The following is a 15,294-nucleotide window of genomic DNA, read 5'->3' as shown; positions in this document are numbered from 1 at the left end:
GCGCGCTCTCTACACTAGCCAACAATTTCAGCCACTTGGCTCTGCCCATTCAGAGGGTGCAGGCGCAATGGCGGGTTCTGTGTTCGCACATCCCGGGATGGCGGGCGCAGGATCCCACTTATAACAACCGGAAGCCATGTATGAATGCTCTCACCCTGGGCGGCCACGCCCTTCGCCACGACTGGACCCTGTCCGAGGTTCAGGCCCTGTTTGCCCTGCCATTCAACGATCTGCTGTTCCAGGCCCAGACGGTACACCGCGCCCATTTCGACCCGAACGAGGTGCAGGTGAGCACCCTGCTCTCCATCAAGACAGGCGCCTGCCCGGAGGATTGCAAGTATTGCCCCCAGAGCGCCCGCTATCACACCGGGCTCGAGACCGAGCGGCTGATGGAGGTGGAGAAGGTACTGGAACGGGCCCGCGAGGCCAGAGCCAACGGCTCGTCCCGCTTCTGCATGGGGGCCGCCTGGCGCAACCCCAAGGAGCGGGACATGCCCTATATCCTCCGGATGATCGAGGAGGTGCGCGGGCTGGGCATGGAGACCTGCATGACGCTGGGGATGCTCACCGCCGATCAGGCGGCGCGTCTGGGGGCAGCGGGCCTTGACTACTACAACCATAACCTCGACACCTCGCCGGAGTTTTACGGCGACATCATCACTACCCGCACCTATCAAGACAGGCTGGATACCCTGGAGCATGTGCGCGGCGCTGGCATGAAGGTCTGCTCCGGCGGTATCGTCGGCATGGGCGAGCAGGCCAAAGATCGGGCGGGCCTCTTGATGGCGCTGGCCAACCTGCCCCGTCACCCGGAGAGCGTCCCCATCAATATGCTGGTGAAGGTGAAGGGGACGCCGCTGGAGAACGAAGAAAACCTAGATCCGTTCGAATTTATCCGCACCATCGCCGTGGCGCGCATCATGATGCCGGCCTCCCACGTGCGCCTCTCCGCCGGGCGGGAGAAGATGAACGAGCAGATGCAGGCCATGTGCTTTATGGCGGGGGCCAACTCCATCTTCTACGGCTGCAAGCTGCTGACCACTCCCAACCCGGACGAGAACAGCGACATGCAACTGTTCAAGCGACTCGGTATTCGCCCCGCCCAGCGGGCCCAGAAGCCGGATCAGGTTCAAGAAGAGGAGCTGATGGCCGAGGTAAGTCGCCAAAGCGAGCCCGCCGAGATGTTTTATGACGCCACCCGCCCCCGTGCTGGGGCTGCGCGGTCATGAACGGCCCCGCGGTAACGGGACCCTTTGGGTTGGGCGCGGCGCTCTCCGAACGCGAGCAGGCAGGTCTGCTGCGCAACCGCATCGCGACCGACGGGGCGAGTGGCGGGCGGCTCAGGGTGGCGGGGCGCGATTACCTCAACTTTTCCGCCAACGACTATCTGGGGCTGGCGGATCACCCCGCCATCAAAACCGCCTTCCAGGAGGGGGTTGACCGCTATGGCGCAGGCTCCGGTGCGTCGCCGCTGGTGACCGGTTACAGCCGCGCTCACCAACAGCTGGAAGAGACGCTTGCTGACTGGTTGGGGGTGGAGGCGGTGCTGCTGTTCAACTGTGGTTTCTCCGCCAATCAGGCGGTGCTCAAGGCCTTGCTCGGCAAGGAACACCTGCTGTGGCAGGACAGGCTCAACCACGCCTCCTTGCAGGAGATGGGCTGCCAGCTGCCCTGCAAGATGAAGCGCTTCGGCCACAACGATATGGCCGCGCTCGCGCGTCAACTCGAACCAAATCGGGGTTTGATTGTCTCGGAAGGGGTGTTCAGCATGGACGGGGATCAGGCCCCCTGGCGCGAGCTTGCGGCATTGGCCGCCCAGAGTGGCAACTGGCTGATGATCGACGATGCCCACGGCCTCGGCGTGCTGGGGCCAGAAGGGCGCGGCACCCTGGCGGCCCAGGGCGTTAATCCGGCCAGCGTGCACATCCAGATGGGCACCTTTGGCAAGGCGCTCGGGGTGGCTGGCGCCTTCGTCGGCGGCAGTCGTGAGCTGGTGGACTACCTGGTCAACTTCGCCCGTCACTACGTCTACAGCACCCATATGCCCGCCGCCCAGGCTTGCGCCGTCAGCAAGAGCATCGAACTGGTACGCGCCGCCGATGAGCCCCGTGCCCACCTTGCCCGGCTTATTGCCCGCTTTCGGCAAGGGGCAGAGGCTCTGGGTTGGCAACTTGGTGCAAGCACCACCCCCATCCAGCCGCTGCTGGTGGGGGAGAGCAGTGCTGCCCTGCAACTGGCCGAGCGGCTGCGGGGGCGCGGTATCTGGGCCAGCGCCATTCGCCCGCCCACTGTGCCGGTGGGCACGGCGCGGCTGCGCATCACCCTGAGCGCGACCCACAGTGAACAGGATGTGGATCGCCTGCTCGATGCCCTCGGCCCTTGCACTCTGTCGGCCAGGGGGAATAGGGATGCCGCAGACCCGAGAGGTGCTCGCCATGCATGAGCGTTTCCAGCAGGTCGACAAGGCCCAGCTCGCCCGCCGTTTCGGGGCGGCCGCCCGTCACTATGACGCCCACGCCCGCTTCCAGCAGGAGGTGGGGCTGGCGCTGCTCGAGTGGATGCCAGACGCCGTGCCTGCGTCGGGGCTGGGTCATGGGGAGCAAGGGTATGCTGTGGCAGATGCCTTGCCGGGAGCTGGACTGGATCTGGGCTGTGGCACCGGCTTCTTCTTGCCGCACCTCGCCCGTCGTTGCCACCGGCTGCACGGGCTGGATCTCGCCCCCGGCATGCTGGCGCAGGCGGCCCTGCGCGGCAGCGGCGCTCAACTGGTGTGCGGCGATGCGGAGCTGTTGCCCTTTGCCGATCAGAGTCTTGACTGGGTCTTCTCCAGCCTGGCCCTGCAGTGGTGCGAGCGTCCGGCGCAGGCCTTTGCCGAGCTGCATCGGGTGCTCAAGCCTGGCGGTCAGCTACTGTTCTCGACCCTGCTCTCGGATTCGCTCTGGCAATTGCGTGAGGCCTGGCGCACGGTTGACGACTGTCCCCATGTCAATCGCTTCCTCAGCCTGCCACAATTGCAGGATGCCATGGCCGCAGGGGGCTTCAGCGCCCCTCGCCTCGAGAGTCTGACCTGGTCGCTTGCCTATCCCGAATTGAGCGATCTGCTGCGTGACCTCAAGGGGATTGGGGCCAGCCAGATCAATGACGAGCGTCAGCCCGGTCTCAGCAGCCGGCAGCGCTTGCAGCGCCTGAGTCTGGCTTATGAAGCTTATCGTCAGCCGGACGGCCTGCTGGCCGCCAGCTACCAAGTCTGTTTGGGGCAAGTGAGCCGCCGATAAACCGGTCCGAGTTTAAGCTGGCGGTGGATCAGCCGCTTTGTCTGAAAGAGAGTTGATACGCAGGTGATCTGTCCCCACATGCGGGTAGGCACCTGATTTGCGTTGAGGAGTCATCATGGTTAAATCCTTCTTTATCACGGGCACGGACACAGATGTGGGCAAGACGCTGGTCGCCCGCACTCTGTTGCTGGAATTTGCCGCCCACGGCATCCAGTGCGCCGGTTACAAACCGGTCTCGGCCGGTTGTGCCCGCACCCCGGATGGGCTGCGCAATCTGGACGCCGTGCTGTTGCAGGAGGCCGCGAGCCTGCCTTTGCCCTACGATCTGGTCAATCCGTTCGCTTTTGAACCGCCCATCGCGCCCCATATCGCCGCCAGCGAGGCCCGTGAGGCCATCACGCTGACGGGCTTGTCCGATGGTTTGCGCCAGATAGAGCAGGCGGGCGCCGAGCTCATCGTCGTGGAGGGGGCCGGGGGCTGGTTTTTGCCGCTGGATCGCAAGCACCTGCTGTCGGACTGGGTCAAGCAGGAAAACATGCCGGTTGTCATGGTGGTGGGGGCCAAACTGGGTTGCCTCAACCATGCGCTGCTCACCTTCGCCGCCATTCGCAACGACAACCTGCCGGTGGCGGGCTGGGTCATCAATCGGCTGCACGGCTCCATGAGCCACTACCAGGAGAATCTGGACACGCTGAGGGGCTTGCTGCCCGCTCCGTTTTTGGGTGAAATACCCTTTGTAAACAATCCGCTCGAGGCCGATCTGCGCGGGCGTCTCGACATTTCGCCCCTGCTCTGAGGCCGACATTCAGCGAACATTCATCGAATCTATCTATTATGTGGGGCAGGTGTGGCCCCGGCCGGCAGTGATGCTGTGCGGGGCCACGCATCCATATCTCACAAGGAGTCAATATGAAGCGAATTATGCTATTCCTGGTGACCAACCTGGCCGTCATGCTGGTGCTGGGGGTGGTACTCAATATCCTGTTCTCGGTTCTGGGGATCAACAAGTCCAGCATTTCCGGTCTGTTGGTGTTCTGTGCCGTGTTCGGTTTTGGGGGTTCCTTTATCTCCTTGCTGATGTCCAAGTGGATGGCCAAGCGCAGCTATGGCGTCCAGGTCATCGAGCAACCCCGCAACGAGACCGAGCACTGGCTGGTCAGTACCGTGGCCCGTCAGGCCCGTGAAGCGGGCATCAAGATGCCGGAAGTGGGGATCTACGACTCCCCCGAGATGAATGCGTTCGCCACCGGTGCCCGCCGCGACGACTCACTGGTCGCCGTCTCCTCCGGCCTGCTCTACAGCATGAGCCGGGACGAGGCGGAAGCGGTACTGGCCCACGAGGTGAGTCACGTGGCCAACGGCGACATGGTGACCCTGACCCTGATCCAGGGGGTGGTGAACACCTTCGTGATGTTCTTCGCTCGTATCGTGGCCGGTGTCATCAGCAACTTCTTCAGCTCCAACAACAGCGAAGAGAGCAGCAGCTCGGGTGGCTTTGCCTACATGATCACCGTCTTCGTGCTGGAGATGCTGTTCGGCGTGCTGGCCTCCATGATCGTCATGTGGTTCAGCCGTCAGCGTGAGTTCCGCGCCGATGCCGGTGCCGCCAAGCTGGCTGGCCGCGACAAGATGATTGCCGCGTTGCAGCGCCTCTCCCGCGGGGCCGAACCGCAGATGGAAGGTGCCATGATGGCCTTTGGCATCAACGGCAAGCGCTCCGTGAGCGAGCTGTTCATGAGCCACCCGCCCATCGAGCAGCGCATCGCCGCCCTGCGCGGTTGATTGCAATGAACGGGTGACACACCCGCATAAAAAACGGCTGCCTTTGGGCAGCCGTTTTGCGTTGTGCCATCGGATCACAGCTTGAAGTGACCCATCTCCTGGCGCAGTAGCCGTGACAGCTGTTTGAGCTTGGCCGCCTCCCGAGAGACGTTGCGGGCCGCGTCCCCCGACTGCTCGGAGAGGGAGGTGATGTTGCCAACGGTAGAGACCACCTCGTTGGCGGCGGTGGATTGCTCGCGCAGGGTGTGACTTATCTCCCCCATCAGGCCGGTCAGGTTGGAGGCGTGGCTCTGGATGCTGGCAATTGCTTCACCGGTCTGGTTGGCCAGCGTTACCCCGCGGGAGACGTTGTTGACCGTGTTCTCCATGCTGCGGATGGAGGCATCGGCACCGCTCTGGATCTTGCTGATCATGCCGGTGATCTGCTGGGTAGAGGCGGCAGAGCGGCTGGCGAGGTTGCGAACCTCGTCGGCCACCACGGCGAAGCCGCGCCCCTGCTCACCGGCCCGCGCCGCCTCGATGGCCGCGTTGAGCGCCAGCAGGTTGGTTTGATCGGCGATCCCGCGGATAACGGCGATGATCTCCGAAATCTGCTGGGTATGGCCGTTGAGCTCGGCAATGGTGCTGGCCGCTTCTCCCACAGTGGTCGAAATATTTTCGATGCTGCCGAGGGTCTCCTTGATGACCCCCGAACCTTCTTCCAGCGTGTTGGCGGAAACCTTGCTCAACTCGTCGGCATGGGTGGCGTTGTCGGAGAGGTGGCTGATGCTCACTACCAGCTCCTCAATGGCTGCTGCCATGGTCTGGGTACTGGTCTGCTGGGAGGTGGCGAACTGGGCTGTCTGCTCAGCTATCTGGGCTATGCTGTCGGCCGAGTCAGAGAGCTCTTCGGTGGAGTGGGAGACCTGGGCGATGATCCCCTTGAGAGTGTTCTGCATGGAGGCGAGCAGGCCGATCAGGCTCTCCTTCGCGCCTGCCGGCACCTTGATGGGGCGTGAGAAGTCTCCGTCCGCCAGCAGATGGAGATCGGTCTTGAGCTGTTCGACTGAGGTACCCACCAGATCGAGCAGGGAGCGATAGGTGCGCCAGAGGAAGAACATCAGCACCAGACCCAGCGCGATGAACAGGTAGCGCAACATGGCGGAGTGGCTGGTGGCGTCGTCCACCGCCTGCTGGGTGCGGGTCTCCATCATGACGTAGAAGTCATCGATGGGGGACATGATGCGTCCCTTGTTCTGGTGATAGGCCTTGTCATGCATCATGGTGATGGCTTTTTGCTGGTTGGCGACCGGATCGCCATCCGTCTGCTGCACCAGTTTGAAGGCGGCGACCTCGGTATTGACCAGTGCATCCGAGTTGTTTTTGGCCTCGTTGAGTTTGGCCAGCTCATCCTCGGTAAAGCCGGTGTCTTTCATCAGGTCGATGAGGCCGCGGCGCACCTGGCTGTCCGGCCGAGGGTTCTGACCGTTGGCGGCGACGAAGTCCCAGTAGATGCGGTTGTAGCCTTCTGGTCTCGGTTGTTCGCCGTTGCGAATGGCCAGGATCCGCATGTACTGCTGTTCGTAGGCAGGATCCTTGGTGATCACATAGGTGCGACCGAGCCGGGTCAGATCGTCGGAGGATTGTCTGAGCTCATCGGCCAGCACATAAGATTGGTAGCGTTGCTGATAACTCTGTTCGAGTTGCGTCCCTGACCAGCTGTAGGCGAAAAATACCAGTGATAGCAGGATCAGAGTGATGACGGAGAGCAGCAGATTGAGCTGAAAGGCGGGTCTGTTCTGTTGCATGGTGGAGCGTCCTTATTCTCATCAGGGATCGTCTTGTGATGCGTTGCCAAGTCAATGGCTGACAAGGTTTTTTACTCTGTGAGTATAGGAAGGGAAAACTTGTTGCGGAGGCGATGGACGGAAATAAGGGGAAATGAGGCGTCCAAGTTTGCAAAAAGATGACCGGGGTCAATTCCCCGGTCATCGGATTAGCGTGGCCCGATCACCAGATCGGTCAGCGGCACGGCGCAGCAGGTGAGGATCTTGCCCTCGGCACGCTCGGCAGCTGTGATGGCCGGGGCATCCGGGTGATCCACTTCTCCCGAGATGAGGGTCTGCTTGCAACTGCCGCAGATGCCGGCACGGCAGCTCCAGGGCAGCTCCACCCCTTGCTTGTGAGCCTGATCCAGCACGGTTCCCTGATTGTTGCCGGTGAAGGACTGGGCTCCGATGCGCAGCAGCAGCGCTTGATGGGGGCGCGCCACCGAGAGGATGGCGCCGCCAAAGCTCTCCTGCCGGATCTGGCTGGCGGGCACGCCAAGGGCGGTCAGCCTGGCCGCCGCGTCAGCCATAAAGCCGTGGGGGCCGCACAAGAATACCTCCCGCTGGTGCAACCCCTTGATCTGAGTCAGATGAGCATCGCAGAGGCGTCCTTCAAGCCCCTGCCAGTGGCCATCGGGCTGGCTCAGGATCAGGGTGAGCGCCATCCCTTGCTGCGCCAGGGCGTGCAGCTCGGCGGCGGCGGGAATGTCCGCCTCGCTGCGGCACAGGTGCATGAAGTGCACGTCGCCGAGCTCCCCGCGCAGGCCTAAGGTGCGGGCGATGGAGAGCATGGGGGTGATGCCCGAGCCAGCCGAGAGCAACAACAGTGAGCGTTCGGCGCCGAGGTGAAACTCGCCAGCCGGAGCGGAGGCCAGCAGAGTATCTCCGACCTGCATCTGCTGGTGCAGCCAGGAGGAGATGTGCCCCTCACCGAGTCGCTTGACGCTGATGCTGTAGCGCTCCGGCAGATCCGGACTGGAGCTCAGGGTATAGCGCCGTTGAATGCGCTCGTTTTTGATATCCAGGCTGATGGGCAGGTGCTGGCCCGGCAGATAGTCGGGCAGCGGCTCCCCATCTGCTGCTTCGAACCAGAAGGTTTCCAGATCCCGTGCCAGCGGCTCGCGGGCCACGCACACCAGCGTCCGCTTCCTGGGCGCCGCGTTGGGGTAGACCCTGGGACGGGTCGTCTCCAGCACTTCTATCTCGCTGCCCGCCTCAATCCAGCCTTCGTTCAGGGCAACCAGATTCTGGCCGAAATAGACATCCCCATCCTCGCCGCGGCGATAGCGGGTGAGGGTGGCCAGCGGCTCTTTCAATGCGTTGAAGCGATCCGTTCCCGCCTCCACCGTGGTCATGATGCAGCGGCTGCAGGGCTTGGCGACCAGAAACTCCACCTCGCCGATGCGGATCCGCTTCCAACCGTCCTCTTCGAACGGACGAGTACCGCTCGCCACCAGGTTGGTGCGAAACTGGCTCATCTGGTGCAGGGCATCGGAGCGCAGGTTGAGATCATCCAGCGAACCCTGGCCGATGAGCAGCAGGGGATAGCCGTCGGCAAAGCTGACCCGGGTGCCCGTCTTCTCCCGAAAGCGGTCTGATGTTTCGCCAAGCCAGAGCAGCTGCACCGGTTCCCCCGCCACCTGGCTCAGCCAGTGATCGGCCTGGGGTTGGGTCTGCTGGGCGGCGAAGCGGTCGCCCCAGACCCCGGTGGCCCGGGGTATGCGGGAAAAATCCTGTTCTCGCAGTGTGAGTGGTTCAAGACCCGGATAGCGCAACTGCAGGCCGCCCTCCATGGGGGTGGCCACTACCAGTTGCAGCTGGGGATGGGTGCGGGCCGTGATGAAGCTGCCGTCCGGTTTGACCACCATATAGCGGCGATCCCCCAGCAGGCCCTCTTCGGTCACCCGGGCACGGGCCAGTGGCATGCCTGCCGTTGATTTGATGGGGTAGAGATGAATGCTGTCGAGTGTTGGCATGTCCGGGTCCTTGTGCAGTGGCCTGTGCCGATGAAGAGGAGGCAAGATAACGGTTCCCGCCCCATGCAGCAATCCTTGCATGGTCGCCGCCCTGTGCCGTCCTTACCTGGCAATCCGGCGCCGACGCCCTCGGTCGGATAAGCCGGTCAATGCCATCCTGTGTTCAATTGGGCAAGATGTTACAGGGGTCACGTTGTGCACTCCATACCCCATAAAGTGCAACATTTTTTGATCCTGATCCGTCATTCAGTACAAAAATCAGTCCATTATCGAGACAGCTTCCAGTTTCTAACGCTTTCGCTTCTTCCCTATCCGGCCACCGTCCGCTCAGGCTAAACGGTATCAAGTGCCATCGGATGGGGCCTGTCACACAAAAAGAAGAAAGCAATGTATGAGCAAACAACTGGATATGACCCCACAGCCGGATCTCTCCCAGAAAACGGGAACAGGCCCGGTCCGTACTCGGCTACCCGTCTGGCGGCCGGCTCTGCCACCTTGCAACCACGCCTGCCCGGCCGGCGAGAACATCCAGGCCTGGCTTGCCCTGGCCGAAGCGGGCCGCTTTGAAGCGGCCTGGCAGACGCTTATCGAAGAAAATCCCCTGCCTGCGGTCCATGGCCGGGTCTGCTATCACCCTTGCGAGAGCGCCTGCAACCGCGCCCAGGTGGATGATGCCGTCTCCATTCACGCCATCGAACGCTTCCTCGGCGACGAGGCACTGGCCCGTGGCTGGCAGCCTGTGCCAGCGGCGCCCGCCAGTGGCAAGAAGGTACTGATCGTCGGCGCCGGCCCGTCCGGTTTGTCCTGTGCCTGGCACCTCAACCGACTCGGCCATCAGGTGGAGATCCGCGAAGCGGGGCCGCTGGCTGGTGGCATGCTGCGCTTTGGTATTCCCGCCTACCGCTTGCCCCGCGAGGTGCTGGACAGGGAAGTGGCACGCATCCTGGCCGCCGGCGTCACCCTCACCCTCAATCACAAGGTGGAAGACGTGCTCAAGGCGCGCGATCAAGGGGGGTTTGACGCCGTCTTCATGGCCATCGGCGCCCATCTGGCCAAGCGGGTCGATATTCCGGCCCGGGAGGCGGGCAAGATCCTCGATGCGGTGAGCTTCCTCGAGCAGGCCAGCCTGGCCGAAGAGCAGGGCTTGCCGCCCCCCAAACTGGGGCGCCGGGTGGCGATTTACGGCGGTGGCAACACCGCCATGGACGCGGCCCGTACCGCCCGCCGCCTCGGGGTGGAGGAGGCGATGATCATCTATCGGCGCGACCGGGATCACATGCCGGCCCATGCCTTCGAGGCCCTTGAAGCCGAGGAGGAGGGGATCAAGATCAACTGGCTGCGCAGCATCCGCCAGCTCGACAGCACCAGCATAGAAGTGGAGGTGATGACGCTGGATGAGCAGGGCAAGCCGGTGCCCACCGGCCAGTTCGAAACCCTGGAGGCGGACTCCCTGATCCTGGCGCTGGGTCAGGAGGTGGACCTCTCTGTGCTGGAGAGCATTCCCGGCGTGCGGGTCAGCAAGGAGGGGGTGGTGCAGGTTGCCGAGAACCTGATGACCAACGTGCCGGGGCTGTTTGCCGGCGGCGACATGGTGCCCTCGGAGCGCACCGTCACCATCGCCACCGGTCACGGCAAGAAGGCAGCGCGCCACATGGATGCCTGGCTGCGGGGTCGCCACTACCACAAACCGCTTTCCTATCCATTGGTGGGGCCTGAGCAGCTGCAGCTCTGGTTCCAGACCCATGCGCCCGCCAGCAGTCAGCCGGTCAAACCGGCGTGGGCGCGGGACGACTTTGGCGAGATCATAGGCGGACTGGACGAGACGGCGGCACGCTACGAGGCGGCGCGCTGCTACTCCTGCGGCAACTGCTTCGAGTGCGATGGCTGCTACGGCAGTTGCCCCGAGCAGGCCATCGAAAAGCTGGGGCCGGGCAAGGGGTATCAGGTGGATGCGGCGCGCTGCACCGGCTGCGGCGCCTGTCACGACCAGTGCCCTTGTCACGCCATCGAGCTGCGCCAACCGGAGGAGTCCCAATGAAACATGAACTGATCATGGTCGATGGCAACGAAGCCGCGGCCCGGGTGGCGTACCAGCTGAGCGAAGTGTGCGCCATCTATCCCATCACCCCCTCCTCGACCATGGCCGAGCTGGCCGACGCCTGGGCGGACGAGGGACAGACCAACCTCTGGGGCAACATCCCTACCGTGGTGGAGATGCAGAGTGAAGGGGGGGCGGCCGGGACTGTGCACGGCGCCCTGCAGGCGGGGGCGCTCGCCACCACCTTCACCGCCAGTCAGGGGCTGATGCTGATGTTGCCCAACATGTACAAGATCGCCGGTGAATTGACTGCGGCTGTGTTCCATGTGGCGGCCCGATCACTCGCGGCGCAGGGGCTCTCGATTTTTGGTGACCATCAGGATGTGATGGCGGCGCGCAGCACCGGCTTTGCCATGCTCGCCTCCTGCTCGGTGCAGGAGGCGCAGGACTTGGCCTTGGTCGCCCACAGCGTCACCCTGCAGTGCCGGGTGCCCTTTATCCACTTCTTCGACGGCTTTCGCACCTCCCACGAGGTCAACAAAATCACCGCCCTGCATCGAGATGAAATTCGCGCCCTTATCGACAACGACTGGGTGCGCGCCCACCGCGCCCGGGCGCTCAACCCGGATCACCCCGTGATGCGCGGCACGGCCCAGAACCCCGATACCTACTTCCAGTCCCGCGAGAGCGTCAACCCCTTCTACGAGGCGGTGCCGGTGCGGGTGCAGCAGTGCATGGACAAGCTGGGATCCCTCACCGGTCGCCACTACCGGCTGGTGGAGTACCACGGTGCCCCGGATGCCACCGACGTCATCTTGCTGATGGGGTCGGGGGCGGCCACCGCCCGCACCACGGTCGACTGGCTCAACTGGCAGGATCGCAAGACAGGGGTCCTGGTGGTGCGCCTCTATCGCCCCTTCCCGGTGCAGGCGCTGCTCGATGCGCTGCCTGCCAGCGTGCGCCGGCTGGCGGTGCTGGATCGGACCAAGGAGCCGGGGGCCGGGGGTGAGCCACTGCTGCTGGATGTGCAGAGCGCGTTGATCGACGGCTTGCAGCGGGGCCTTATCAAGCGCCTGCCGTGGCTCAGTGGCGGTCGCTACGGCCTCTCCTCCAAGGAGTTCACTCCGGCCATGTGCGCCGCCGTGTTCGAGGAGCTGGCATCCGATGCGCCGCGCCCGCGCTTTACCGTGGGGATTGTCGATGACGTGTCGGGCCTCAGTCTGGCCTGGCATCCCATCGGCGATCTGGAGCCTGCCAGCCGGGTGCGGGCGCTGTTCTTCGGCCTCGGCGCCGATGGCACGGTTGGCGCCAACAAGAACAGCATCAAGATCATCGGCGAGCTGGAGGGGTTCCACGCCCAGGGCTACTTCGTCTACGACTCCAAGAAGTCGGGCTCGCGTACCGTCTCCCACCTGCGCTTTGGCCCCGAGCCCATAGACGCCCCCTGGCTTATCGAGCAGGCGAGCTTTATCGGCTGTCACCAGTGGGGCTTTGTCGAATCGGTGAATCTGCTGGAGCACGCCGCCGAAGGAGCGACCCTGCTGCTCAATGCCCCCTATGAGGCTGACAAGGTGTGGGACCAGCTGCCCGAGCGGCTGCGGGCCCGCATCCGCGCCCTCAATATCCAGCTCTACTGCATCGATGGCGATCGGGTGGCCGAGCAAAACGGCATGGGCAATCGCATCAACACCATCATGCAGACCTGCTTCTTTGCGCTGGCCGGGGTCTTGCCGCGGGACGAGGCCATTGCGCTGATCAAGGAGAGCATCGAGAAGAGTTATGCCCGCAAGGGGCCCGAGGTGGTCGAGCGCAACTTCGCGGCGGTGGATGACACCCTAGCCCACCTCCATCAGGTGGCCATCCCGGCCGGTGATGAGCAGATCAGCGACTATCCGTTGCCACTGGCACCGGGTGGCAGCGAGTTTGTCCAGCGGGTCACTGGCGAGATGCTGGCGGGGCGCGGCGATCGCATCCCGGTCTCCATGCTGCCGGTGGATGGCACTTACCCCACTGCCACCAGCCGCTTCGAGAAGCGGGATATCGCCCGCGAGATCCCGATTTGGCACTCCGATATCTGCATCCAGTGCGGCAACTGCGTCTTTGTCTGCCCCCACGCGGCGCTGCGAGCCAAGTTCTACCATCAGGACTGGCTGGCGACCGCCCCCGAGGCCGCCCAATCGGTGCCCGTCACTGCCAAGGGCTTCCCCGACAGCCGCTACACCCTGCAACTTTATCCGGAGGATTGCACTGGCTGCGGTCAGTGCGTGCAAGCCTGTCCGGTGCGAGCCGGGGCGGATGCAAGCCATCAAGGCGAGCGTGTTGAAGGAGAGAGTAACGAAGGCGACCGCGCCATCGCCATGATGGACAAGGCGCCGCACCTCGCGGGCCAGAAACAGGCGCTGCGCTGGTTCGAGAGCCTGCCCTGGCCTGCCCGCGAGCGGGTGGATTTCTCCACCGTGCGCGGCGCCCAGTTCCTCGAACCCCTGTTCGAGTTCTCCGGCGCCTGCGCCGGCTGTGGCGAGACCCCTTATCTCAAGCTGCTGACCCAGCTGTTTGGCGATCGCATGCTGGTGGCCAACGCCACCGGTTGCTCCTCCATCTATGGCGGCAACCTGCCGACCACTCCGTGGGCCAAGAACGGCGAAGGGAAGGGGCCGGCCTGGTCGAACTCATTGTTCGAGGACAACGCCGAGTTTGGCTTTGGCTTCCGCCTCACCGCCGATCAGCACCACGGTCAGGCAGTGGCAGCCTTGCAGGCGATGAAGGGGGAGATCGGGGTCGAGCTGGTGGAGACGCTTGTCAGCGCCCCGCAGCGGCTGGAGTCTGAGATCCGCGCCCAGCGCACCCGGGTGGCGCAAGTGCGCGAGCGGCTGGAAGAGGTGAAATCCGGCAAGGCCCGTGAGCTACTGTCACTCATCGATCAGCTGGTGCGCCGTTCGGTCTGGATCATCGGCGGCGATGGCTGGGCCTATGACATCGGCTCGGCGGGGCTCGATCATGTGCTCGCCTCCGGGCGCGATGTAAACGTGCTGGTGATGGATACCGAGGTCTACTCCAACACTGGCGGCCAGATGTCGAAATCGACGCCACTGGGTGCCGTCGCCAAGTTCGCGGCGGGGGGCAAGACGCTGGCCAAGAAGGATGTGGCGTTGCAGGCCATCTCCTATGGCAACGTCTATGTCGCCCGCATCGCCTTTGGTGCCAACCCGCAGCAGGCACTGCAGGCCTTGCGCGAGGCGGAGGCCTATCCGGGCCCCTCGCTCATCATCGCCTACAGCCACTGCATCGCTCACGGCATCGATATGGAGTTTGGCCTGACCCAGCAGAAACGGGCGGTGGACTCGGGCCACTGGCCGCTGCTGCGCTACAACCCGGTATTGCGCAGCGCGGGGCAGAACCCTTTCAGCCTCGACAGCCTGCGTCCCTCCATTTCGCTCGCTGAATACCGGCAGGAGGAGACCCGTTATCGGGTACTGGCCCAAAGCCATCCGGAAGAGGCCGAGCGGCTGATGCAGGTGGCGCAAAAAGTGGCGTGGCAGAAGTGGGCCACCTACGAGGAGATGGCCACCCGCGAGGCCAGCCATTTCCATCCGCCGGTGTGATGGTTGGGTGAGTACGATATAACCAAGCGGGCCATTGGCCCGCTTCTTTTTCATAATAAGGAGAGAATTGAACGGTGTGTTAAAAATATCTATCTGATTGTAGATATGACTAATCTGGTGGTAGATTGAAAGATAAAGTAATTTATTGATGTTTTTTAAAAGACAGTGCAGGGTATAAAAGTATATGAGATTTTTAGGTGCTTTTATTTCACGCCTTCGTAGGTGTTAAGGAGGGATGTTTGAATGAGGCTGGTATAGCTCTCAGTGAGCTAAATGAAATTCCTGATGTTGAGTCGGGAGATGAAAAAGAGGTGTTTGCATTTTATGGCTTGGCTTCATTTAGTGCACAATGTGCAGAAAAGGCTCTAGTGAATTTTACTATGGGTTACAAATTACTGGATGAGTCAGCTCTTACACAAGAACAATGGTTAGATCTTTACGATGGATTAAACTCTAATACATTTGGTCGTCTATTGGGGCAGATAAAAAGCGAGTGGAATTGTCAGATTAATTGTTAAGCCATCTGGATGACACCCTGCAAAAAAGGAACTGGTTGGCACATGACTTTTTCTACGATTACGCTATTAATATGAGTGATTATGATGGGCGTGTTGAGATGATAATGCTGTTACAATCACTCATAATTAAATTTCAAATAGCAGGTCGTGAAATCGAAAAACTAAGCTCTTTAGTATGGCGGCAATTTGGTATTGATGAGTCTTGGATACTGAACGAAATTTCAGCGCAGAAGTTGGAAAAACAATCAGCCAAAAAAACCTAATAAAATTCCATAATGGATTGTCAAGTTATTTC

The 15,294-nt window shown here is 62.3% G+C and carries 11 protein-coding genes; 9 read left to right on the top strand and 2 right to left on the bottom strand.

Features of this window, described 5'->3' with window-relative positions; translation table 11 throughout:
- Nucleotides 1-140 precede the first annotated feature (140 nt).
- From bioB to htpX, 5 genes are all read left to right on the top strand, one after another.
- Nucleotides 141-1,229, top strand: coding sequence for a biotin synthase BioB (gene bioB, locus ACW5XD_RS21330; RefSeq protein ID WP_456496614.1), 1,089 nt, complete (start codon nt 141-143; stop codon nt 1,227-1,229).
- On the top strand, nt 1,226-2,443 hold the full coding sequence (bioF, locus tag ACW5XD_RS21325; RefSeq protein ID WP_456496613.1) for an 8-amino-7-oxononanoate synthase: 1,218 nt from the start codon (nt 1,226-1,228) through the stop codon (nt 2,441-2,443). Before bioB ends, bioF begins: the two co-directional genes overlap by 4 nt.
- Nucleotides 2,436-3,275, top strand: a complete 840-nt coding sequence (gene bioC / locus ACW5XD_RS21320; RefSeq protein ID WP_456496631.1) for a malonyl-ACP O-methyltransferase BioC — start codon at nt 2,436-2,438, stop codon at nt 3,273-3,275. The genes bioF and bioC overlap by 8 nt, the downstream gene beginning before the upstream one ends.
- A gap of 115 nt (nt 3,276-3,390) precedes the next feature.
- Nucleotides 3,391-4,071: a dethiobiotin synthase gene (bioD, locus tag ACW5XD_RS21315; RefSeq protein ID WP_456496612.1), complete on the top strand. Its 681-nt coding sequence runs from the start codon at nt 3,391-3,393 to the stop codon at nt 4,069-4,071.
- Nucleotides 4,072-4,184: 113 nt separating this feature from the next.
- Nucleotides 4,185-5,057, top strand: coding sequence for a protease HtpX (htpX, locus tag ACW5XD_RS21310; protein WP_042651327.1), 873 nt, complete (start codon nt 4,185-4,187; stop codon nt 5,055-5,057).
- Between the two features lie 74 nt (nt 5,058-5,131).
- Here the strand turns inward: htpX and ACW5XD_RS21305 are convergent, their stop codons facing one another.
- Nucleotides 5,132-6,844: a methyl-accepting chemotaxis protein gene (locus ACW5XD_RS21305; RefSeq protein ID WP_456496611.1), complete on the bottom strand. Its 1,713-nt coding sequence runs from the start codon at nt 6,842-6,844 to the stop codon at nt 5,132-5,134.
- Between the two features lie 188 nt (nt 6,845-7,032).
- Complete coding sequence (locus tag ACW5XD_RS21300) at nt 7,033-8,841, bottom strand: MOSC N-terminal beta barrel domain-containing protein (protein WP_456496610.1); 1,809 nt, start codon at nt 8,839-8,841, stop codon at nt 7,033-7,035.
- Nucleotides 8,842-9,232: 391 nt separating this feature from the next.
- On the opposite strand from ACW5XD_RS21300, the gene ACW5XD_RS21295 reads away from it, so the two are divergent.
- From ACW5XD_RS21295 to ACW5XD_RS21280, 4 genes are all read left to right on the top strand, one after another.
- A complete protein-coding gene (locus ACW5XD_RS21295; RefSeq protein ID WP_456496609.1) occupies nt 9,233-10,879 on the top strand; it encodes an NAD(P)-binding protein in 1,647 nt (548 codons plus the stop codon).
- The gene (nifJ, locus tag ACW5XD_RS21290; RefSeq protein WP_456496608.1) at nt 10,876-14,481 is read left to right on the top strand and encodes a pyruvate:ferredoxin (flavodoxin) oxidoreductase; all 3,606 of its coding nucleotides are present in this window, start codon (nt 10,876-10,878) and stop codon (nt 14,479-14,481) included. Before ACW5XD_RS21295 ends, nifJ begins: the two co-directional genes overlap by 4 nt.
- Nucleotides 14,482-14,720: 239 nt before the next feature.
- Complete coding sequence (locus ACW5XD_RS21285; RefSeq protein WP_456496607.1) at nt 14,721-14,999, top strand: hypothetical protein; 279 nt, start codon at nt 14,721-14,723, stop codon at nt 14,997-14,999.
- On the top strand, nt 14,993-15,262 hold the full coding sequence (locus tag ACW5XD_RS21280) for a hypothetical protein (protein ID WP_456496606.1): 270 nt from the start codon (nt 14,993-14,995) through the stop codon (nt 15,260-15,262). Before ACW5XD_RS21285 ends, ACW5XD_RS21280 begins: the two co-directional genes overlap by 7 nt.
- Nucleotides 15,263-15,294: the final 32 nt, after the last annotated feature.

It is taken from the genome of Aeromonas enterica, assembly GCF_054052465.1.
This window is presented reverse-complemented; position numbering and strand designations above follow the sequence as displayed.